This window comes from Haloplanus sp. XH21, assembly GCF_023276355.1.
GTDB lineage: Archaea > Halobacteriota > Halobacteria > Halobacteriales > Haloferacaceae > Haloplanus > Haloplanus halobius.
In genome coordinates, this window is the sequence record NZ_JALLPL010000001.1 from 1,308,131 (window position 1) to 1,328,703 (window position 20,573).

A 20,573-nucleotide genomic window follows, 5' to 3' on the forward strand; every position below is an offset into this window, starting at 1 on the left:
GAAGTAAGGATTCCGTTTCCGCGACCGCTCAGACGCGCTCCCGCACCGCGTCGACCAGGGCGTCGGTGTCGTAGTCGCCGTTCTCGTCCTTGTCGTAGATGGTCTCGCCGTCGACGCTGACGCGGAAGACGCCCTTCTCGCCGGTCACCAGCGCGACCGAGTCGAGGTCCTCGCCGAGCGACGTGAGCAGCGCGTGTTGGACGTCTTCAGCACGTTCCAGGAAGCCACACGGGACGCAGTATTCGATTTCGACATCTGTCATACGTACTGGTTGGACGAACGAACAGTTAAATCTGAGCGTGGGTCCGGTGGCGCGTCGCCCCGATCGGTTGGTTTATTGGCCGGGGACGTTCGAATACACACTACGGGGCGCTTAGCTCAGCCTGGACAGAGTGTCTGGCTTCGGACCAGATTGTCGCGGGTTCAAATCCTGCAGCGCCCACTTGCTGCCGCGAACAACCCCGTGAGCGGCAGCAATGGAACCGCGAAGGATTTGAATCAGGGAGCGAGCGTAGCGAGCGACCGTGGTTCAAATCCTGCAGCGCCCCGCCCGGAATACCAGTCGCGCCGTTACTCGGTGACTTCCGTCGACGATATGTCGGAATCCCTGACGAGAGCCTTAATCTCGGTCATGTCGAGCGGTTCGATGTCCCGACGAACCCCCGTCTCCGTATACAGAACACTGGCCGTGATCTCCCGATCCGGGTAGGCGTCGCTGACGACGTGGTAGTAGACACTCAACTGCTTGCGGTACTCCGACTCGCCGTGCCGGCCGCGGTCAGTCTTGTAGTCGACGATGTCCACGCGGTCCGGCGTCACGTGAACGAGGTCGACCACGCCCGAGATGGTCACGCGCTCGCCATCGACCGTGAGCGGCAGGTACGCGTCTTCCTCGATCAGTAACGCCCCGTCGAGGCCGTCGATGAACTGCGCGACGTGCGCCTCGTCCGGTTCTGAGTCACGTGGTTCGACATCTTCACCGAGCGCGTACGCCTCGGCGAAGTCGTGGACTCGCGTGCCGAACTCGGTCCCGCGACCCCCCTCGACGTCCTCGAACACCTCGTCGCGCATGAGCGTATGCGGGGTGTGTCCGCGTGGTCCCTCCGGGACCGGCATCTTGACCTGGAGCGCGGTCTGGTCCGACTCTTCTTGCGTGTGCTCCGCAACGTCGGGCGTGACTGACTCGACCGCGACCGGGAGCTCCTCAATGAAGGTGTTCGGATCCTCGCCAGCGGTGAAGACGACGTGGCTCTCGGCGCGCGTGATGGCGACGTAGAGGAGCCGGCGCTCCTCGTCGTACTCGCGAGGCAGACACGCCCGGAGGACATCGGCTCGCCAGTTGTCGTAGACGTGGGGCAGCCCGTGTGCGTCTTTCGAGTACACTTTCCGCTGACGCAAGCCAACGGGGTCGTCGTAGGTGACGACGCCGCCACCACCGCCGCCCGGCGGGAACCGCCCGCTGTTCATGTTCGCCAGGATGACGATGGGGTATTCGAGGCCTTTCGTCGCGTGAATCGTCTGGACGGTCACGGAGTTCGTCCCCGCGCCGGCGTGGACTTCGCGGGTACTTCCGGCCTCGACACCGCGTTCGATGAATCGGATGAGATCGCCACGCGTCTGCGTGGTCGCGTTGTGGACCGACTGGAGCGTGTGGAGGACGACGTCCGCCGTCGGCCCGTCGTAGCCGTAGCGAGCGAACACGCGCCGCGCGACGCTGCCGAGCGTCTCCATCGCCCGCAGCTCCTCGCGAAACGCCACCACGTTCTCAGGGTACGATTCGCGCTCCAGGATCGCGTCGATCTCGTCGAGCGTGTAGCCCGCTCGCTCGAGGACGACGGCCCACCCGCGGTCGATGTCGTCTTCCAGGATGCGCAGCCAGGCGAGCAGGAGCTTTGCCTGGTCCGTCCGGAAGAGTTCGATCCCGCCCTCGTAGGCCATCGGGAGCCCGTACGCCTCGGCGGTGCCGAGCAACTCTCTCCCGAAGTCACGCGTGCGCGTCATCACCGCGATGTCGCCATACTGCGGCGCTCGGAGAGTGCCGTCCTCGTCCTCGACGCGGTAGTTCTCGTTGCCGACGATCCCTTGGATCTTCGCCAGCACCGCCTCCTGCTCCTCGTCGCTCCGAATCGCCTCGATGGTGGTGTTCTCGTGGTCCGAGTTCGACCGAAGTGAAACGATACGGTCGTCGACGGCCTCTTCGTCTACGTCATCCAGATTCGCTGCGGGGGCTCGCAGGGCGTGCTCCGAGAAGTCGAGTATCTCCTGAGTGGAGCGGTAGCTCTCGACGAGTTCGATGGTGGTGACGGGGCTGGTCGGGAACGACACGCGTTCGTGGTCGCGGTTCAACTGGTCGACGAAGCGATCCAGCCGGCTCTCGAACTCGACGATGTTGTCGACGTCGGCGTACTGGAAGCTGTAGATGCTCTGTTTCCAGTCGCCGACGACGCAGACGTTGTTCGTGCCCGCGAGCAGGAGCGCGAGCTTGAACTGTATCTCGCTGGAATCCTGAAACTCGTCGATCATCACATACTCGAACGCCACGTCGTCGCGCAGATCGTGGTTCTCACAGAGCAGGACGAACGCGAACAGCTGGAGCATCCCGAAGTTCAGGTAGTTGCGCCGCAGCGCGAACTGCAGGTACGCGTGGTAGATGTCGTGGACGAACGCCTTCAGATCCGTGCGGTCTTCCTCGAGGACGCGCCTGGCGAGGTCGTCGGGGACCTGTTTGCCGTCCCCACGAACCGCCGATTTCTCGGGGGCGTCGGGGAGGTAGCACTTGTTCCGCCCGTAGCGACCGAGCTTCGACCGCAGCACGGACTGTTTGCGCCCGCCGTTTCGCGGTTCGTTCAGCTCGTCGAACACCGCTTTGAACGCCGCAAAGTCGCCGTCGAGATGGCGCTCGCCGTCGCGGTACCACCCGTCGGCGTCCGGGAACACGCCCTTCGCCGCGAGCTGGTTGAGCAGGCCGAGCAACTCGTCCGGATTCGAGAGCGCGCGGAAGAAATCGTCGTACTCGGGATGCTCGTCGCTGAATCGGTCGATGAACTCGCCGAACAGCGCCTCTTCGACGAGTTCGTCTTCGACGATGCGCGTCGACCCGGTGATGCGGTCGTCGATGCCGAGATACGTCGGGGCGGCGTGCCCGTGCTCCTCGAGGATGTCGTGACAGAGCGAGTGGAACGTCTGAATTGGGGCGTCCGCGAGTTCGCGCATCCCGTAGTGGCAGTTCCCGACGATGCGCTCTTTCATCTCGGCGGCCGCGTTGTTCGTAAACGTCACCAGCAGGACATCGTCGGGATCGACGGCATCCTGCGAGACGATGGTGGCGTACCGGCGCGTCACGGTGAACGTCTTGCCCGTCCCGGCGCCGGCGTCGACGAGATAGAGGCCGTCCGTTCCGTCGATGAGTTCCCGTTGCTGGTCGTTCGGGCCGTGGTCGGTCATCGCTCACCCTCCAGGAGCAGGTCGCGGTTGTCCACGTAGCGGTAGTTCGGCTCGCCGCCGAGTCCCCCGATCGGGAAGCGTTCCACCCCGGCGCGTCGGCGGTTCAGTTCCCCGAGGCGCTCGTCGACGAAGGCCTCGAACGCGTCGAGATCGTCTTCGAAGAACGTCCGCCCGCGAACGCGCGCCAACTGGCGCATCGCCTGCTTGCAGCCCGACTCGACGTACTTGTAGTCGCCGACGCGGTCTTTCAGTCGGGCCGTCAGCGTCTCGCCGAACGCCGAGTCGATGAGTTCGCCGCTGTCGGTCGTGTCCGGAAGGTCCGTCTCGTCGAAGACCGCCGCGTAGTCCTCGTAGTCGACCTGGGAGAGCGTCTTCTGACAGTCGTTCGCGCCGTCTTCGACCAACTCGTCGAAGAACGCCTCGGAGCGCGCGTGCGCCTCGAACGGCATCGGATGGTAGGAGACCGTCGTCAGCGTGTCGTCGAGATCGACCTCACCGGCGACGACATCGTCGAGCGTATCGAGGAAGTGGAAGAAGGCGAATTCGAGTCGCTGTTCGGGGTACTGCGAGCGCCAGTGCGTGAGGTACAGGAGCGCTTGGAAGTTCGGCGAGTCGCTGGGTGGGTCGAGCGCCGAACGTTTGACGATCTGAGCGGCGCTCTTGCGCCGGCCGCTCTTGTGGTCGAGGAGTCGGGACGGCGAGTGAACCAGGTCGATTTTCCCTTTCACCCCCAGGTCCTCGTTCTCGAACCACCGTTCGGTGATGGGTGAGTCGATGGGACGATCAAAGCGCTCGGCGAAGACGTTGCTCCCCCAGTCGCTCGTGGCGGTGAGAAATTCGCCGTCGACTGGCGTGTTCTCATCGAAGAACGCGACGATGGTCTCCACGCCAGCGCGGTATTTCGTCCGGCGCGTCGCCTCGTCGACCGACCGGACGAACGGCCGCGTTTCCGCGAGCATATACTCCACCACGTCGTCGATGACGCCCTCGTCGACGAACTCCGGGTGGGTGACGTAGAACTCGGCGAAGTCGTGGAAGAGGTTCCCTTCTTTGAAGTAGTCCTTGTCGGGGTCGTCGACGAGTCGGTCGAAGAAGTGGTCTCGGGGCGAGTTGACGTAGGTGCCGAGACTGGATTGGCTGATGGTCGACATCTGGGAGGTGGTGGCCTCGACCGGTTTCTTCTCGAAGCCGTCACCGGAACGGTCGATCCGGGGTGCGTGCGTCGCCGAATCCAGGTCGCTGAAGCGCTCGAACTCCTCGTCGAGCAGTTCTTCGAAGTAGAGACACGGCGTCACCGGCGACCCGCCTTTCGCGTCTTGGACGAGGTAGTATTGCGTCGCTCCGCTCTGGAGGAGGAGCTGGAACTGCTGGATGTTGCGCGTGTACTGGGGACCCTGATCGACCCACGGACGGCGCGGCGCCGAATGCGTCCAGTCCTCGTCCAGTCCGAGGTAGAAGACGACCGGGCGGTCGACGTAGGCGGCCGACTTCGCGTCGGCGAGCAACACTCCCTCGTTGTCCCGGTCGATGGGCACCTCGTAACTCTGGAGGTAGAACACAAGCTGGTCCACGGCAGACTCGGTCGCGCGCGTGTCGGCGATGCCGAGCGTCTCCAGTTCGGCACGGAACCCGTCGAGTCGGCGGTCCACCCTGTCCTCGAACCGGCCGAGCGCCTCAGCGAAAGTCCGGGTTTCGATGTGCCCACAGAAGTCGACGAGCCAGTCGAGTTCGCGGTCGTCGAGTTCGTACAGGCGCTTCTCGTCGTGCTCGACGTCGAGCGAGATACCGAGTCGCGAGAGGAGCGGCCGTATCTCACCGACGCGCGTCTCGGTGCCGCCGTGTGCCGCACGGAGCAACTGGACGAACGTGCGGTGGTCGGGGTCGTCGATGAAGCCGGGACCGCCGTAGAACGGGATGTCGTCGGCCTCCAGCGCGGACTCGATGAGCGCGGAGAACTCGCTCCCTCGGTCGAGCACGACAGCAACGTCGTCGGCGTTCGATTCGGTGACGGCATCGACGACGGTGTCGACGATGGCCGTGGCGGAGTCGAAGATGTGGAACGGCGGCCGGTCGAACTCCCGTTCACCGAACGTGTCGTACGTCTCGTAGTCGTCGGGGAGGATCGATCGCTCCAGCTGCGTTAGTTGGTCGTGTCCGACGACGGCGATATCCTGATCGCCGTCGATGCGGTACTCGGTGAGTCGCCGCGATGTCGTATCGAGACCAGCGATGTACTCGACCGCCTGGCGCGTGGCGCCGTCGACGTACGCATCGTAGTCGAGGATGGCTTCGAGACGGCCACGGTGTTCCCAGCACTGGAGGATGTTCCCGATGGCGTAGGCACCGCGCTTCCAGTCGAGGTCGGTCTGCTCGACGAGTTCGAGAAAGGCGATGCGGTCCTCGGCTTCTTCCCGACGGCCCGCCGCGAGACGACGGGGCGTGATCGCGAACGATCCGAGATGTGGCCGGTCGATGCGACGGTTCAACGCGCTGGCCAGTGGCGCGTCCGGTACCACGACGAGGTCGTATCCGGCGACGTCCTCGTAGAGGTCGTCGATTGGCTTGGCCCGAGGAAATGACACGGCGGAACGAGCCGGCTGTCGGCTAATAAATGTTCATAGCGCCGGCAGCGTTATGCTGACGACGGTCCCGGTCGGTTCGTTCGCGTGGAACTCGACCGTTCCGTCGGACATCCTGACGGTCCAGTAGAGGATCCACAGACCGAGACCTTGCGTGTGGGCGAGCGGCGTCTCCTCGGGGATGGTTATCGCTTCGAGGTCGGGTTTCGGGATCCCCGTCCCCGTATCAGCCACCTCGAGTGCCACCGTGCCGTTATTTCGACGATCGAGAGTGACGTGGACGGAGACGTCGCGGGGGTTGTGTTCGATGGCGTTCGTCAGCACCTCGCGGATCGCGAGCGGTAACGCGACGTGAGCGACCACCCGACACTCCGCCGGGAGCGTCGACGTGACATCTACGTCCGGGTGTTCCTGCCGTAGCTGGTGTAGCTGCTTTTCGAGTATCGCCGTGAGATCGAGTTCGCTGCGGTCGTCGGTGTCCCAGATAGAGACGATCTTCCGCGTCCGGTCCGTGGTTTCCAGGAGCGCTTCGAGGTGGTCTCGGATCAGTTCGAGGTCGGCACTGAGATCGTCCGAATCGATTTCGTTCTCGATGTTTCCGAGATAGCCGAGTGCGATCGAGAGTTCGTTCCGAAGGTTGTGTCGCAGCACCCGCTGATTGATCCGGAGCAGTTTCGTGAGTTCTTGCGTTTTGGCGAGTCGTTCTTTCGACTGCACTGCATAGAGGCTGCTCCGCGTGCCGACCGCTGCACCGAGTGACGCGGCAAACGAGAGGAGAAAGGAGAACTTCCGATGCGTCCCATCGATCGACCACGTCAGCCAGACGGCAAACGCCAGTGTGGTAAACGAGACCGCGACGCCAATCCCTAACAGTAGCGCCCGCCACTGCCCCGCCGCGGATATCGACTGATCCGGGAGCTCATACCCCGTATAAAGCACGATGACCGAGAGCCCGACAATCATGACCAGTTCGAGAACCGACTCCAGCCCGCCGGGTTCTATTCGGTAATGGATGAGTCCGAGTCCGAAACAGATCCACCCGACGGCGTAGAATCCGTACCGTGGGTGAATCGATTCGGTTGAAACCCGCATAGTGAACCGTGTGAATTAACCGTTAAATCTCTTCGCTTATAGACATGTCTTCGGTCGGTGACCGTCACTCCTTGACCGAGACGCGTTCCACGCCCTCGTCGGACACCGTCACGTACAACAACACGTCGGCGGTGTCGGAGTCGAACACGTCCGTCGGTTCGGGGGCACAGCCTGTCATCCCGAGTTCGTTGAAGCCACACGCGCCGCAGACGGCCGCCTCGGGTATCGGCTGATACGTCCCCGACGCGTCGGTCGCCGGCAGATATCCCGAATCGGTGATCGGCTCGCCGCAGTGCGAACACGTGAGCGCGTCCGGGTCGAGTTCCATAGCGGGGCTACGACCTGGCGCGTGAATACAGTAGCGGCCGGCCGTGCCGACCCGTCGGTCGGGAGGGGCTCGCATACGGTTTATTGTCAGTCAGTACCGGTGGTTCGCCGAATCGTCTTGACGACCCACCGATAGACAGTTACAATACTCCGTATCAGACCGTGTCCGGATCGATCCGCCGTGGTTCGGGGGCCGGATCGCTGCCGACGGCCACGTCCGCCGACGCCCCGCCGCCGTCGGGGATGACGACCGTGCCACCCGCGACCAGCGGCGCCACCACGCCAGCGATCACCGCGTGCGGGTCGGCGAGCGACGCGCGCAGCGCGACCGACGTTTCGGCATCGAGGCCGGCGTCGGCGACGATACGCTCCGCCCGCGAGAGGAAATCGCAGTGCGTGAGCGGTGCGTCGTCGGCCGGTCGGTCGAGCACCGGATCGGCCGGGTCGGGCTCGGCCGGCGGGACCGACGGGTTCTCGCTCCAGACCACGCCCTCCCAGTGGGTCGCCGCCGTCGACGCCGGCGCGTCACCGTAGACGACGACTCGCGACGCAGCGGCGTCGAATTCGGCTTCGCGGTCGGCGGGCACCACGACGACCCGGCTCTCGGCGGACGTGTCGAACGCCACTCGGGCGCCGAGCGACGCGGCGCCGACGCAGGTCTGGAGGATCGGTGGCGACGGATCGGTCGCGAGCGCGACGCGCGAGCCGCGGTGGACGCCGAGGTGGGTGAGCGCGTGACCGGCTTTCCAGGCGGTCGTGCAGAACTCGTGGTAACTGAACGTCCGGTCACGGGCGTCGATCCGCAGCGCGGGTCGGTCGCTCCGCCGGTCACGGGCGACCAGGTCGCCGAGGACGCGCATCTAGAAACTGCTCTTGATCCGCTCGAAGAAGCCCTCGTTCACCTCGACTTCCTCGCCGCCGGCTTCCGCGAACTGCTCTAAGGCTTCGCGCTGTTCGTCGTTCAGGCTGTCCGGCGTCACGACCTGCACCTGTACGTAGAGGTCGCCGCGACCTCGGCGTCGGAGGCGCGGCATGCCCTTGTTCTTCAGGCGGAACGTCTCGCCGCTCTGGGTACCCTCGGGGACGTCCATCTCGACGGTGCCGTCGAGCGTCGGCACTTCGACGGTGTCGCCGAAGGTGGCCTGCGGGAAGGAGATGGGGTGCTGGTAGTGGAGGTCGTCGCCCTCGCGTTCGAAGTCGGAGTGGTCGGCGACGGACACCTCGATGAGGAGGTCGCCGTTCGGCCCGCGGTTCGACCCGGGCGCGCCCTCGCCTTCCATCCGGAGGGTCTGGCCGTCGCGGATGCCGGCCGGGATGTCGACCGAGAGCGTCGACTCCTCGCGGACCTGCCCCTCGCCGCCACAGGTGTCACACGTCTCGCTGTAGAGCGTCCCGTCGCCGCCACACCGGCGACAGGTTCCCGTCTGTTGCATCCGCCCGAACGGCGTCTGCTGGACCTGCGTAACCTGTCCCTGTCCGTCACAGTTGGGACACGTCTCCGCGTCGGCGTCGGGCGGATGTCCCGCGCCGTCACAGTCCGAACACCGGGTCGGGCGCGTGACGGTGAACTCGCGTTCGACCCCCTCGTACGCCTCTTCGAGGTCGAGTTGGAGCGACGTGCGGAGGTCCTGCCCCTGTCGGGGTCGGCTGCCGCCGCCGCTGCCGCCCCCGCCGAAGAACTGCTCGAAGATGTCCTCGAAGCCGCCGCCCCCGCCGCCACCGAACGGGTTACCTCGAGCGCCACCGGCGCCCGCGCCGGGGCCACCGCCGTCGAAGCCGCCGCGCTTCTCGGCCTGTTCGAAGCGCTCGTGGCCCATCTGATCGTACGCCTGCCGTTTCTCCTCGTCCGTGAGCACCTCTTTGGCCTTCTTGGCCTTCTTGAACTTCTCCTCGGCGTCGGGGTCGTCGCTCACGTCCGGATGGTACTCGGTGGCTTTCTCTCGGTACGCCTGTTTGATCTCGTCTTCGGAGGCGTCCCTGGACACCCCGAGCACGTCGTAGAAATCCTCAGTCATCAGTTACTGTGAGTTACCGTCCCTACCTATTTGAAAAACGTGGCTCGCCGGCGTTACTCGTCGTCGTCGCCGTCGTCCGTCTCTTCGAAGTCGGCGTCGACGTACTCGTCGCCGTCGCCAGCGCCTGCACCGCCGGGACCGGCACCCGGACCCGCGCCGCCCATGCCGCCCGGTCCGGCGCCCGCGCCGCCGGCACCGGCCTGGGCCTGCTGAGCCTGCTCCTGGTACATCTGCTTGCCGATCTCCTGGAGTTCCGTCGAGAGCGCCTCCGTGGCGTCCTGGATCTCCTCGGTCTCGGCGTCCTCGTCGTCGAGGACCGCCTCGACCTCACTGATGGCGTCCTCGATGGACTCGCGCAGGTCGTCGTCGACCTCCTCCTCGTTCTCCTCGAGGAGGGTCTCGGCGCGCTGGACCGCGCTCTCGGCCTCGTTGCGGGCCTCGATGCGCTCGCGGCGCTGCTGGTCCTCTTCGGCGTGTTCCTCGGCCTCTTCCTGCATCTCTTCGATCTCCTCGTCCGAGAGGCCGACGCCGCCCTCGATGGTGATGGATTCGGCGTTGCCGGAGCCCTTGTCCTCGGCTTCGACGTTGACGATGCCGTTCTCGTCGATGTTGAAGCCGACTTCGATCTGGGGCGTGCCGGCGGGCGCGGGCGGAATCCCCGTCAGCTGGAACTCGCCGAGCAGTTCGTTCTCCTCGGCGATTTCGCGCTCACCCTGGAAGACGCGGACCTGGACCGATGTCTGGTTGTCCGCCGCGGTGGTGAAGATTTTGGACTCCTCGGTCGGGATGGTCGTGTTCTTCTCGATGAGGCGCTCGAACAGCCCACCCTTCACCTCGATACCGAGCGAGAGCGGCGTCACGTCGAGCAGGACGATGTCGTCGACTTCGCCGCCGAGGACGCCGCCCTGGATGGCCGCGCCCAGCGCGACGGCCTCGTCGGGGTTGACGTTTTTCTTCGGTTCCTTGCCGATCAGGTCCTCGACTTTCTCCTGAACCTGCGGCATGCGGGTCGACCCGCCGACGAGGATGACCTCGTCGATGTCGTCGGTCGCGTAGCCGGCGTCGTCGAGGGCCTGCTTCGTCGGGCCGACGGTCCGCTCGAGGAGGTCGCTCGTCAGCGATTCGAACTTCGCGCGGGTGAGCGACGTTTCGAGGTGGATGGGGCCGTCGTCCGTCGCGGTGATGAAGGGCAGATTGATGTCTGCCTCCTTGCGCGAGGAGAGTTCCACCTTGGCCTCTTCGGCGGCGTCTTTCAGGCGCTGGAGCGCCTGGCGGTCCTCGCGGAGGTCGACGCCGTGGTCGGCCTCGAACTCGTCGGCGAGGTGGTCGATGATCGCCTGGTCCCAGTCGTCGCCACCGAGGTCGTTGTCCCCGTTGGTCGCGACGACTTCGTAGACGCCGCCGCCCAGGTCGAGGACGGACACGTCGAAGGTGCCGCCACCCAGGTCGAACACGAGGACGGTCTGGTCCGACTCGTCGTCGAGGCCGTAGGCCATCGACGCCGCGGTCGGTTCGTTGACGATGCGTTCGACCTCGAAGCCGGCAATCTCGCCGGCGTCCTTGGTCGCCTGGCGCTGCCGGTCGTTGAAGTACGCCGGCACCGTGATGACCGCCTTCTCGACGTCGTCGCCGAGATACTCCTCGGCGTCGCGCTTGATCTTCTGGAGGATCATCGCCGAAATCTGCTCCGGCGTGTACTCGTCGTCGCCGACATCGACGGTGTACTCCTCCTCTCCCATGTGGCGCTTGATCGACTGGATCGTGTTCTCCGGGTTCTGGACGGCCTGGTTTTTCGCCGGTTTCCCGACGAGACGCTCGTCGTCGTCGGTGAACGCGACGACCGAGGGCGTCGTTCGGTCGCCCTCCCCGTTTACGATGATCTCCGGATCGCCTCCCTCCATCACCGCGAACGCGCTGTTCGTGGTTCCGAGGTCGATTCCGAGAATCTTGTTGCTCGCCATCTTGTCCGTGATTACCGGTTTAGGTCGGTTAAAGGTTACTAGACAGGGAGCATCACCGCCGACGGACGGGTCGACCCCGTCTGCTGATTAGCGATCGTGGTATCGACTCACACCGACCATATTTATATAGAACTGCAATTCGCTCCGGCGTCGTGTCAGGAAGCTGTTGCGAGAGTTCAGTTGCCGTCGCTGACCGTCACCTGTGCCTCCTGGATGACGGAGCCTGCCAGTTCGTAGCCGGGACGGTAGACGTCGACGACCGTCCCCTCGGGGTGGTCGCTCTCGACGCGCATCATCACCTGGTGGCGCGTCGGATCGACCGCGTCGCCAGGGTCGGGTTCGATGGGGGCGACGCCCTCCTCTTCGAGCACGCGGTCGAACGTTTCGAGCGTCGATTCGACGCCGTCGCGGATGTCTACGTCCTCGTCCTGATCGAGCGCCCGGACCAGGTCGTCGCGGACCGGAACGAGGCGCGTGAGGAAGTCCTCCGTCGCGCGCTCTTTGATCTCCTCCTGGCGCTTCTCGGCGCGTTTCTTGTAGTTCTGGAAGTCGGCCTGTTTCCGCTTCAACCGAGATTCGAGGTCGTCGGCTCGTTCCTCTTCCTCGTCGAGATGGGCTTTCAGCGCGTCGATGCGTTCTTCGAGGTTCGCCACGGCCGCGCCGAGTTCCTCGTCGTACTCTCCGACCCGGTCGGCGAGGTCAGTCGCCTCGCCAGCCGCCGATTCGTCGTCGTCCGCGGCGACGTCGCCCGTCGCCCCGTCGGCCGCATCCTCGTGCATGGTCGAGAGAAGCGCCTCGGATCGCTTAAGACTTGCAGAACGCGGTGACTACTGGTACATCCCGAGTGGCCGCGCCTGCGAACTCGTCTCGTCCGCCTCCTGCATCTGCTGGGCGAGGCGGTGTTTGGCCTGCTGGATCTCCTCGGCGCGCTCCGTCAGTTCCGTCACCGGCACGTCGATACCGAGCAACGGCGAGATGCCCTCCTGGATCAGTTTCGCTGCCGACTCCGGGTCCGGAAAGCGGGGGTCGCATTCGACGACCAGTCCCAGCGCCTCGTCGTCGTCGCGGACCGCCCGACTCAGCAGCGCGCCCGTCGGCCCGGAGACCAGTCCCGACTCCGGCGGCGGGGCGATCCCTTCCGCTTCGAGGCGCTCGCCCATCCCGCCCGTCCCGATGCCGTACATGCTGGGCGACGCCGTTTCCTCTCGCTCCTCGCCGAGTCCGCTGAGGTAGATGGGTAACGTCTCGTCGCTCGCCGGCCAGCCCTCGAAGCAGTCGCCGAACTCCAGGGCGGCCTCGGGCGAGACCGGTACGTCGCTCCGCAGCGCGAGCAGGTCTCGCTCGGGGTCGGCGTACAGCCGAACCGGCGTCGCGAGATCGTATCTCTCTTCCTGATACGTCGCTACCGGCGGCAACCGCTCACAGTGAACGTTGGCGTAGTGGACCATATCGAGCGTCTCCGAGAGGTGGTCGGTCGCGAGCTTGCCGACGAGCCCGACGCCCGGCAACCCCTCGATGAGCGTCGGCGAGTCGAGCGACACGTCGTCCCGGAGGATTTCGATGCGCTCCATACCGGCTCTTGTCGGCCGTCGTCAAAAAGCCCATAGCCTATAGTAGCCTTTGTAAGCCATCGCACACCTGCTCACATGCCATCCGCCGATCAGGTGTGCGGACAGTTCCAAACGCTACTATACACCCACCCCGGTTCCAAAGGCACAAATCGGACCGCGTGCAACGGCCGGCATGGTCACGTTTCTCGCCGGCGGGACGGGTACGCCGAAACTGCTCGACGGCGTTCGGGCAGCCTTCGACCCCGCTGCGGTGACCGTCGTCGCCAACACCGGTGACGACGTGGAACTCGGCGGCCACCTCGTCTGTCCCGACCTCGACACCGTCCTCTTTCAGGAGGGTGACGTGCTCGACCGGGAGACGTGGTGGGGGATCGACGGCGACACCACCGCGACCCACGACGAACTCGGTCGGTTGGCGGCCGCCGCCGAGTTGGCATCCGGGCCGCGCTATCTCCCCGCCGACCGGCAGACTGCGGGCCGGCGACTCGCCCGCTGGCGGCGGTTCTCGGGCGTCGCGGAGTTCATGGAAATCGGCGATCGCGACCGGGCGGTCCATCTCACGCGCACCAGCCTCATCGACGAGGGACACACGCTCACCGAGGTCACGCGAACCCTCGCCGACGCCTTCGGCCTCGACGTGACGCTGCTCCCCATGAGCGACGATCCCGTGGCGACCATCGTCCACACCGACGCCGGGATGATGCATTTCCAGGAGTACTGGGTCGCGCGCCGCGCGGAACCGGCCGTCGAGGACGTGGAGTTCCGCGGCGCCGCGACCGCCGAGGCGACGCCCGCCGTCCGCGACGCGCTCGACGATCCGGTGGTGATCGGCCCCTCGAACCCCGTCACCAGTATCGGCCCCATCCGCGCCCTCGACGGCGTCGACGCCGCGCTCGACGACACGCCCGTCGTCGCCGTCTCGCCCTTCGTCGAGGACCGGGTGTTCTCCGGCCCGGCCGCCGACCTCATGCGTGGCGTCGGCTGGGACCCCTCGACCGCTGGCGTCGCCGACGCCTTTCCCTTCGTCGACGCGTTCGTCCTCGACGACGCGGACGACACCGACCTCGACCGACCCGTGATCCGTACCGACACGCGGATCGACGATCCCGCGGACGCCGAACGCGTCGTGGACGCCGTCGCGGACGCGCTCAGGGAGGTGCAGTGATGTTCGCGCTCGCCAGCCTCAGCGGCGCCTCGGACGCGGCGTGGGCGCGGGCCGGCGCTTCGGAGGCCGACCTCGCCGTTCTCGGCGGCATCGCGCTCGACGCCGACTCCCGGGCGGCCGCCTGTGACCTCGTCGCTCGTGGTCGCGAGGAGTTCCTCCCCGCCGACCCCTTCGCCTTCGTGGACGACCAACTCGCCGCGCTCGCCGACGCGCCGATCCGCCCCGGGATGAACGTCCGGAGCGCGACGGTCGAGCCGATTCGCGAGGCGGCGGCGATCTGCACCGAGCACGACGCCGTCCTCGAAATCAACGCCCACTGCCGACAGGACGAACTCCGCGCCGTCGGGTGTGGCGAGACGTTGCTCCGGGACACCGACCGCCTCGCGCGCTACGTCGCCGCCGCGGACGCCGCCGGGGCGACGGTGAGCGTGAAGGTTCGGGCGGAAGTCGAGGGCGTCGACCTGCCCGCGACGGCGCGCCGCATCGCGGCCGCGGGCGCCGACGCCATCCACGTCGACGCGATGGATGCCGAACCCGTCGTCGCTAGCGTCGCCGCCGCGGCCCCCGACTGCTTTCTCCTCGCCAACAACGGCGTCCGTGACCGCAAGACGGCGTGGGAGTATCTCGCCTACGGTGCCGACGGTGTCAGCGTCGGGCGGCCGAGCGACGACCCGGATGTCCGCCGGCGCGTCGCCCGAGCGGTCAAGGGGTGGAAGCGTCGTCGCGCCGCGGACGATCCGTCGCCCCGTCTCGGCGCGGAGGTGTCGGGATGACACACCCCCGTCCCGACATGACGCCGACCGATCACGCCGAACTCGCTCTGTTGCTAGAAGTCGCGAGTACGCCGAAACCCGGGAATGTGGATCGCACGCGCGACCACGACGACCTCCGGTTCGAGCATTTCCTCGCGGGCGCCGTGGGCTCCCGGCCCGGCCTCGCTGCCGCCGAGAGCGACGTGGCGATCGGCGACGCCTTCGATCGCGCGGTCGACGGCATGAGTCACCAGGAGGGCGGCAACACCCAGTTCGGCTGTCTGCTCCTGCTCGTGCCGCTGGTGCGAACAGCCGCGCGCGGCGATCTCTCCCCCGAAGGCGTCACCAGCGTCGTCGAGTCGACGACCGTCGACGACGCCGCGGGGTTCTACCGCGCGTTCGAACACGTCGATGTCGCGGTGGACGACCCGCCCGCGGAGGCCGACGCGCTCGATGTCCGGCGGGGGGCAGACGCCATCCCAGCGCTCCGCGAGCAGGGGGTGACCCTCGCCGACGTGATGCATCTGAGCGCCGACCGCGACGGCAACGCCCGCGAATGGACGACCGGCTTCGAGCGGACGTTCGCCGCTGCGGAGCGCATCGCCGCCGACGAGGGGCCGATCACCGACCGCCTGGCGCGCATCTTCCTCGACCTGCTGGCCGAACGGCCGGACACGCTCGTCGCGGTCGACCACGGAATGGAGCGCGCCCGAGAGGTGAGCCGACAGGCTGAGGCGGTCCGGGGTGACCTCGCCGCCGCCGAGGACCTGGCCGAGAAGTTCCACGAGGCTGGCATCAATCCCGGGACGACTGCCGACCTCACTGCCGCGGCGGCGTTCATTGCGCTCGAACGGGGGGTGCGGGTGTGAACGACGATGACGCCGGCTGGCCGGTCGACCTCCGCGGCGTCACCGAGTCCGTAGTGGCGACGCTCGGTCCCAACGAGCGCTGGAACCAGGCGGCACTCGGGCTTCACGCGCCGGATGACCCCGCGGATCCCGTGACGGCGGTGACGTGGGGGCGCACCCGGACGCGAGGAAACTTCGAGCGGCGTGGTCGGGGCGTCGTCCAGTTCGTGACCGACCCGCGGGAGTTCGTCGACGCCGCGCTCGACGTGACCGAAACTGACGACCCCGTCCGCGACGGCGCGGCCGCGTGGGTCGAGGTGCGCGCCGAGCGCGTGGCCGACGGCGAGGAGTCAGGGACGGGGTGGGTGCGCTGGGCGCTCACGCCGGAATCGGCGACGGTCCGCGAGCGGACGGTACCGACCATCAACCGCGGCTTCTACGCCGTCATCGACGCGACCGTCGCGGCCTCTCGGCTCGACGTCCCCGCCTACGACACCGACGCCCTGCTGGATCGCCTCGAATACTTCGCGGAGACCGTGGCGCGATGTGGTGGACCCCCGGAACGGGAGGCCTTCGCCCGCATCGACGAGTTGACCGGTTGGCGGGAGCGACGGAACGACTCGCGGTAGCCCACGCCGTGGACACCGCGGACCGAAACGGCTTAATGATTTTAGGCCAGCCTAAAGACGATGCCCAGACACGCGACCGAGTACGACCACGACGTTCTCGTCGTCGGCGGCGGCCCCGCGGGTTGTTCGGCGGGCGTCTTCACGTCCCGGTACGGTCTCGACACGGTACTCTTCGACCGCGGCCGCTCCTCGATCAAGCGGTGTGCCTTCCTCGAGAACTTCCCCGGATTCCCCGGCGGCGTCGACATCGAAACGCTGTACGGGTTGCTACACGACCACGCCGAGGCCGCGGGCTGTTCCATCGTCGACGACCACGTGGAGTCGGTCGAGCGGGCCGTCGACGGCGACGGATTCGTCGTCACCCCGGCGGACGGTTCCCAGCGCACCGCCCGACGGGTGGTCGCGGCGACGCGCTACGGCGGCGAGTATCTCCGCCCGCTCGACGGCGACGCGATGTTCCACGTTCGCGGACACGGCGGCGAGGAACGGTTCGACAAGAGCTACGCCGACAGCGATGGCACGACGCCGGTCGACGGGCTCTTCATCGCGTCGCCGTACGGCGAGACGGGCTATCAGGCGACCATGGCCGCCGGTCGCGGCGCCCGGGTCGGCATCACGCTCGTCGAACACGTCCGCCGGGAGCGGGGGTATCCCGATCCGCTGGCGAACTACTACGACTGGCGGCGCCGCGAGGCGTCGCTCGACGACGGCGACCTCGAGAGCTGGCGCGAGTGGTTCCACGACCGCCTGCCCGACGACCACGGCCTCGACGACGACCGCCTCGCCGACCTGTGCGAACGGGACTTGTCGCGCCGGCGCGAGACGTACCTCTCCGAAGACGAGGTCGACCGCCGGACCGAACGCGCCCACGACCGACTGCTCGACCACGTCGACGACGACCGTATCCTCGCGGCGGCGCGCGACATCGAAGCCGACCGACGGTCGTCGGAGTGAGCGTTCCGGAAACCGGTGCAGTTATAAGTTTTTAGGCGAGCCTAAAAATATGGCAAGCGACGACGAGACGCGGACGGGACCGACACGTAGAGCGTTCGTGACGTACGGTGGCGCCGTCGCCGGGGCCGGATTCCTCGCCGGCTGTACCAGTTCGGGGAGTGGCGGCGACGCGGCGACGCCGACGGAGTCATCGAGCGGGTCCTACTCGGTATCGATGGAGCCCGTCGGAACGGTCGCTTTCGATTCGGTGCCGGAGCGGTGGGCGGCCTACGACGGTGGCTACGCCGACATGGCCGTCGCACTCGGTCACGGCGACGGTCTGACCGGCGTCGGCGGTGCAGACCGCTACTACACGTACGTCTACGACGAACTTCCGGGCATGGGCGTCGACCGCAGTCGCATCGAGGCCAACCCCGAGGTTCGGTCCAAGGAGCAGTTCTACGCGCTCGACAGCGACATCCACCTGTACGACCCGCAGATGCTCGTCAACTGGTTCGACTGGGATCAGGCCGACGTCGACGAGGTGGCGAGCAACGTCGCGCCGTTCGTGGGCAACCTCATCTTCCGGCGCTCCGACGAGTGGCACGACTACCCGTACTACACGCTGTACGAGGCGTTCGAGAAGGTCGCTGCGGTGTTTCAGGAACAGGAGCGCTACCGGGCGTTCGAGCGACTCCACGACGAGTTCATCGCGGACGTGCAGTCGCGACTTCCTCCCGCCGAGGACCGCCCCGAAGTCTTCCTCACGTACGAGGGGACGACCGAACCGGAGACGTTCTCGCCGTACCGACTCGACGACGGGGGAACGAGCAAGAAGCAGTGGCGCGACCTGGGCGTCACTGACGCCCTCGCGGAGACCGACATCGAGAATCTCAGCACGACCAACCGCGGCGAACTCGACTATGAGAACCTCCTCGAAATCGACCCCGAGGTGATTCTGATCCGTGGACACGAGCGCAAATCGCCGACCGAGTTCCGCGACACCGTCCTCGCGTACATGCGGGACCACCCGGCCGGCAGTGAACTCACGGCCGTTCAGAACGGCCGCGTCTACCGCGGCGGCTATCTCTACCAGGGCCCCATCCACAACCTGTTCCTGACCGAACGCGCCGCCCAACAGCTCTATCCCGACGAGTTCGGCGGCGTGACCGACGACGTCCAGCTGTTCGACCGCCAGCGTGTCGCGGACATCGCCGCTGGCGACGTCTGATCCGGGGGCGTGTCACTGTTCACTGGTGGCTCGCCGGACCGTTTCGGCGAATCAGTGGGTACCGACGTCATCCACTGGGCGCGGCACCCAGCGCGTGCACACCGGTAGCACGATACCGCGGTGCTACGAAGACGAAACTTTACTAAACTCTCCGCGAGGACACAGACACATGGCCATCAAACCCAAATACGTCAAACAGCTCGGGACCATCCTCCTTGATCGGTACCCCGAGGCGTTCAACACCGAGTTCGAGACCAACAAGGAGAGCGTCTCCAAACTGACGAACGTCGAGTCGAAGGGCGTCCGCAACCGCATCGCGGGCTACATCACGCGCAAGAAGGCGAGCGCCGCGGCCCAGGCCTCCTGATACGGACTGTTGTACGTCGCGTTCGATATTCGATATTCGACCGCGTAGCGACGGCTGTCACTCCGCTGCGCGCGGGAGTTCGACGACGAAGACGACGCCCGTCGGCTCGTTGGCTTCGACCCACACGCGCCCGTCGTACTCGTCGACGAGGGCGTCCACGATAGAGAGACCGAACCCGCCCCAACTGCGGGTGTGGACGAACCCGCTGTCGCCGAACAGTTCCTCGCGTCGCTCGGCCGAGATGCCGACGCCGTCGTCGGCGACGGTGACGGTGACCGTTTCGGCGTCGACTGTCACGTCGACGGTGACCGTGAGCGACGCGGTGTCGTTGTGTTCGACTGTGTTCGTCAGCAGGTGATCGAAGATGGTCCCTATCATGTCGTCCGCGCGCACGAACACCGCCTCTGCAGGCGGCGAGAACCTGATCGTCGCCTCGGGGTCGGTCCGGCGCACCGCTTCGACGGCCTCCGAGACGGGGGCGATCAGGTCGACGCGTCGCTCGGTGGCGGCGGGTGCGTCGGTCGCGAGACGTCGGGCGGTCTGAACGAGGTCGACGATCTCCTCGCCTCGATGACGGGCGACGGTCAGGTCGTCGTCCGCCTCGGGCGGGAGCGCGGCGTCGACGGCGTCGAGTTTCGCCAACACGAGATTCATCCCGTTGAGGATGTTGTGCCGGAGGAGCTGGTTGAGGAATTCGATGCGGGCGCGCTCCTCGGCGAGTTCCCGCTCGCGCTCGGTCCGTTCGGTTACGTCGCGCAGCGCGGACAGGTGGTGTCCGGGGAGGACGTTCGCGGTGGCGGCGAAGGCGACGGTGCGCACCTCGCCGTCGGGACGGTGGAGGCGGAACTCGCCACGCTGTTTGCCGTCGGCGAGGAAGGCCTCCCAGGTGGTGCCGATGTCCGCATCGCGGGTGGCGAAGTCGGCGACGTGTTTGCCGATGAGTTCCTCGCGCGGGAGGCCGAACAGATCGGCTGCTGCCGGGTTCGCGGCCACGTACTCCCCGTCGCCGTCCGTGATGACGAGGGCGTCGAGCGTGCCTTCGAACACCGCGCGAAACTGCCGTTCTCGACGGCTCAGGCGTTCGTTCCGACGGCGGGCGCGCAGGTCATAGCGGCTGATGAGTAGCCCACCGATCGACCCCGTGGCGGCCACGTCGTACACGAGAAACCAGGCGGCTTCGACGACGTGTCCGTGGACGGTGTGCAGCGTGAGAAAGTACAGTGAAACGGTGCCGGCAGCGAGAAATCCGGCCGACACCCAGAACGCCGACACCAGTGGCATCGCAGTGTCGGGATCGCTTCGCCAGTGTGTCCAGCTACCGGCGTAGAGCAGGATGCTCCCGAACAGCATCGGAAGGGCGTCACCGAACAGCGCGTCCAGCGACATCGAATGGCGGAGCAGGTGATACAGCGGGATGCTCACGATGACGAGTCCGAGACTGGCGATGACGGTACTCCCGATTCGCCGGCGCCACACGAACTGGACGGTGTCGGCCTGTGCTTCGAGCCATCCCGAGAGTCCGACCCGGCGGGATTGCTCGTCGAACAGGTCGACGAAGTCATCACCAACGGGGCGGCCGAGCGGGGCCTCCCTGCGTTGTTCACTCACGGCCTCACAGTACGCACGGAAGGTGTATATGCGTACGGGGCGCCGCCGCGG

Annotated in this window: 18 protein-coding genes and 1 tRNA gene; 8 read left to right on the top strand and 11 right to left on the bottom strand. The window is 66.5% G+C overall.

The annotated features are described in order from the left end of the window. Positions 1 to 28: 28 nt before the first annotated feature. Positions 29 to 262 (bottom strand): Rdx family protein, encoded by a 234-nt coding sequence (locus MXB53_RS06735; RefSeq protein ID WP_248896617.1) that lies wholly within the window; start codon positions 260 to 262, stop codon positions 29 to 31. Positions 263 to 367: 105 nt separating this feature from the next. Between MXB53_RS06735 and MXB53_RS06740 the strand changes: the two genes are divergently transcribed. Further along, a tRNA-Arg gene (locus MXB53_RS06740) sits at positions 368 to 442 on the top strand. A 128-nt stretch (positions 443 to 570) separates the two neighbouring features. On the opposite strand, the gene MXB53_RS06745 is transcribed toward MXB53_RS06740, so the two are convergent. The 9 genes from MXB53_RS06745 to MXB53_RS06785 form a co-directional block, all read right to left on the bottom strand. After that, positions 571 to 3,444 (bottom strand): UvrD-helicase domain-containing protein, encoded by a 2,874-nt coding sequence (locus MXB53_RS06745; RefSeq protein ID WP_248896618.1) that lies wholly within the window; start codon positions 3,442 to 3,444, stop codon positions 571 to 573. Next, positions 3,441 to 6,026, bottom strand: coding sequence for a PD-(D/E)XK nuclease family protein (locus MXB53_RS06750; RefSeq protein WP_248896619.1), 2,586 nt, complete (start codon positions 6,024 to 6,026; stop codon positions 3,441 to 3,443). Before MXB53_RS06750 ends, MXB53_RS06745 begins: the two co-directional genes overlap by 4 nt. A gap of 33 nt (positions 6,027 to 6,059) precedes the next feature. Beyond that, positions 6,060 to 7,115, bottom strand: coding sequence for a sensor histidine kinase (locus MXB53_RS06755; RefSeq protein WP_248896620.1), 1,056 nt, complete (start codon positions 7,113 to 7,115; stop codon positions 6,060 to 6,062). Between the two features lie 64 nt (positions 7,116 to 7,179). Beyond that, positions 7,180 to 7,443: a hypothetical protein gene (locus tag MXB53_RS06760; RefSeq protein ID WP_248896621.1), complete on the bottom strand. Its 264-nt coding sequence runs from the start codon at positions 7,441 to 7,443 to the stop codon at positions 7,180 to 7,182. Between the two features lie 154 nt (positions 7,444 to 7,597). Further along, positions 7,598 to 8,302 (bottom strand): AMP-binding protein, encoded by a 705-nt coding sequence (locus tag MXB53_RS06765; RefSeq protein ID WP_248896622.1) that lies wholly within the window; start codon positions 8,300 to 8,302, stop codon positions 7,598 to 7,600. Continuing rightward, positions 8,303 to 9,457 carry a molecular chaperone DnaJ gene (gene dnaJ / locus MXB53_RS06770; protein ID WP_248896623.1) on the bottom strand — a complete coding sequence of 385 codons (1,155 nt, stop codon included), beginning with the start codon at positions 9,455 to 9,457 and terminating at the stop codon, positions 8,303 to 8,305. It lies immediately after the preceding gene. 53 nt (positions 9,458 to 9,510) lie between these two features. Continuing rightward, positions 9,511 to 11,418: a molecular chaperone DnaK gene (dnaK, locus tag MXB53_RS06775; protein WP_248896624.1), complete on the bottom strand. Its 1,908-nt coding sequence runs from the start codon at positions 11,416 to 11,418 to the stop codon at positions 9,511 to 9,513. A gap of 176 nt (positions 11,419 to 11,594) precedes the next feature. Then, a complete protein-coding gene (locus MXB53_RS06780; RefSeq protein ID WP_248896625.1) occupies positions 11,595 to 12,197 on the bottom strand; it encodes a nucleotide exchange factor GrpE in 603 nt (200 codons plus the stop codon). A gap of 48 nt (positions 12,198 to 12,245) precedes the next feature. After that, on the bottom strand, positions 12,246 to 12,989 hold the full coding sequence (locus tag MXB53_RS06785) for a proteasome assembly chaperone family protein (protein ID WP_248896626.1): 744 nt from the start codon (positions 12,987 to 12,989) through the stop codon (positions 12,246 to 12,248). 172 nt (positions 12,990 to 13,161) lie between these two features. On the opposite strand from MXB53_RS06785, the gene cofD reads away from it, so the two are divergent. The 7 genes from cofD (at position 13,162) to MXB53_RS06820 (ending at position 18,914) form a co-directional block, all read left to right on the top strand. Then, positions 13,162 to 14,154, top strand: a complete 993-nt coding sequence (cofD, locus tag MXB53_RS06790; RefSeq protein ID WP_248896627.1) for a 2-phospho-L-lactate transferase — start codon at positions 13,162 to 13,164, stop codon at positions 14,152 to 14,154. Next, positions 14,154 to 14,927: a tRNA-dihydrouridine synthase gene (locus MXB53_RS06795; protein WP_248896628.1), complete on the top strand. Its 774-nt coding sequence runs from the start codon at positions 14,154 to 14,156 to the stop codon at positions 14,925 to 14,927. The genes cofD and MXB53_RS06795 overlap by 1 nt, the downstream gene beginning before the upstream one ends. Beyond that, positions 14,924 to 15,775, top strand: coding sequence for a triphosphoribosyl-dephospho-CoA synthase (locus MXB53_RS06800; RefSeq protein WP_248896629.1), 852 nt, complete (start codon positions 14,924 to 14,926; stop codon positions 15,773 to 15,775). The genes MXB53_RS06795 and MXB53_RS06800 overlap by 4 nt, the downstream gene beginning before the upstream one ends. Next, complete coding sequence (locus MXB53_RS06805; protein WP_248896630.1) at positions 15,772 to 16,383, top strand: DUF447 domain-containing protein; 612 nt, start codon at positions 15,772 to 15,774, stop codon at positions 16,381 to 16,383. Before MXB53_RS06800 ends, MXB53_RS06805 begins: the two co-directional genes overlap by 4 nt. Before the next feature lie 60 nt (positions 16,384 to 16,443). Then, a complete protein-coding gene (locus MXB53_RS06810) occupies positions 16,444 to 17,337 on the top strand; it encodes an NAD(P)/FAD-dependent oxidoreductase (RefSeq protein WP_248896631.1) in 894 nt (297 codons plus the stop codon). 49 nt (positions 17,338 to 17,386) lie between these two features. Next, the gene (locus MXB53_RS06815) at positions 17,387 to 18,547 is read left to right on the top strand and encodes an ABC transporter substrate-binding protein (protein ID WP_248896632.1); all 1,161 of its coding nucleotides are present in this window, start codon (positions 17,387 to 17,389) and stop codon (positions 18,545 to 18,547) included. Between the two features lie 169 nt (positions 18,548 to 18,716). Further along, entirely contained in the window at positions 18,717 to 18,914 is a 198-nt protein-coding gene (locus MXB53_RS06820; protein WP_248896633.1) for a 30S ribosomal protein S17e, read from the top strand. 57 nt (positions 18,915 to 18,971) lie between these two features. Here the strand turns inward: MXB53_RS06820 and MXB53_RS06825 are convergent, their stop codons facing one another. Continuing rightward, positions 18,972 to 20,522 (bottom strand): ATP-binding protein, encoded by a 1,551-nt coding sequence (locus MXB53_RS06825; protein WP_248896634.1) that lies wholly within the window; start codon positions 20,520 to 20,522, stop codon positions 18,972 to 18,974. Positions 20,523 to 20,573: the final 51 nt, after the last annotated feature.

Bases quoted from the DNA above. Each gene is read 5' to 3' on its own strand.
- MXB53_RS06785 (WP_248896626.1), bottom strand. From the start codon at position 12,989: ATGGAGCGCATCGAAATCCTCCGGGACGACGTGTCGCTCGACTCGCCG.
- MXB53_RS06735 (WP_248896617.1), bottom strand. From the start codon at position 262: ATGACAGATGTCGAAATCGAATACTGCGTCCCGTGTGGCTTCCTGGAA.
- dnaJ (WP_248896623.1), bottom strand. From the start codon at position 9,457: ATGACTGAGGATTTCTACGACGTGCTCGGGGTGTCCAGGGACGCCTCC.
- MXB53_RS06800 (WP_248896629.1), top strand. From the start codon at position 14,924: ATGACACACCCCCGTCCCGACATGACGCCGACCGATCACGCCGAACTC.
- MXB53_RS06795 (WP_248896628.1), top strand. From the start codon at position 14,154: ATGTTCGCGCTCGCCAGCCTCAGCGGCGCCTCGGACGCGGCGTGGGCG.
- MXB53_RS06765 (WP_248896622.1), bottom strand. From the start codon at position 8,302: ATGCGCGTCCTCGGCGACCTGGTCGCCCGTGACCGGCGGAGCGACCGA.
- MXB53_RS06760 (WP_248896621.1), bottom strand. From the start codon at position 7,443: ATGGAACTCGACCCGGACGCGCTCACGTGTTCGCACTGCGGCGAGCCG.
- MXB53_RS06755 (WP_248896620.1), bottom strand. From the start codon at position 7,115: ATGCGGGTTTCAACCGAATCGATTCACCCACGGTACGGATTCTACGCC.
- MXB53_RS06745 (WP_248896618.1), bottom strand. From the start codon at position 3,444: ATGACCGACCACGGCCCGAACGACCAGCAACGGGAACTCATCGACGGA.
- cofD (WP_248896627.1), top strand. From the start codon at position 13,162: ATGGTCACGTTTCTCGCCGGCGGGACGGGTACGCCGAAACTGCTCGAC.
- MXB53_RS06780 (WP_248896625.1), bottom strand. From the start codon at position 12,197: ATGCACGAGGATGCGGCCGACGGGGCGACGGGCGACGTCGCCGCGGAC.
- dnaK (WP_248896624.1), bottom strand. From the start codon at position 11,418: ATGGCGAGCAACAAGATTCTCGGAATCGACCTCGGAACCACGAACAGC.
- MXB53_RS06815 (WP_248896632.1), top strand. From the start codon at position 17,387: ATGGCAAGCGACGACGAGACGCGGACGGGACCGACACGTAGAGCGTTC.
- MXB53_RS06810 (WP_248896631.1), top strand. From the start codon at position 16,444: ATGCCCAGACACGCGACCGAGTACGACCACGACGTTCTCGTCGTCGGC.
- MXB53_RS06820 (WP_248896633.1), top strand. From the start codon at position 18,717: ATGGCCATCAAACCCAAATACGTCAAACAGCTCGGGACCATCCTCCTT.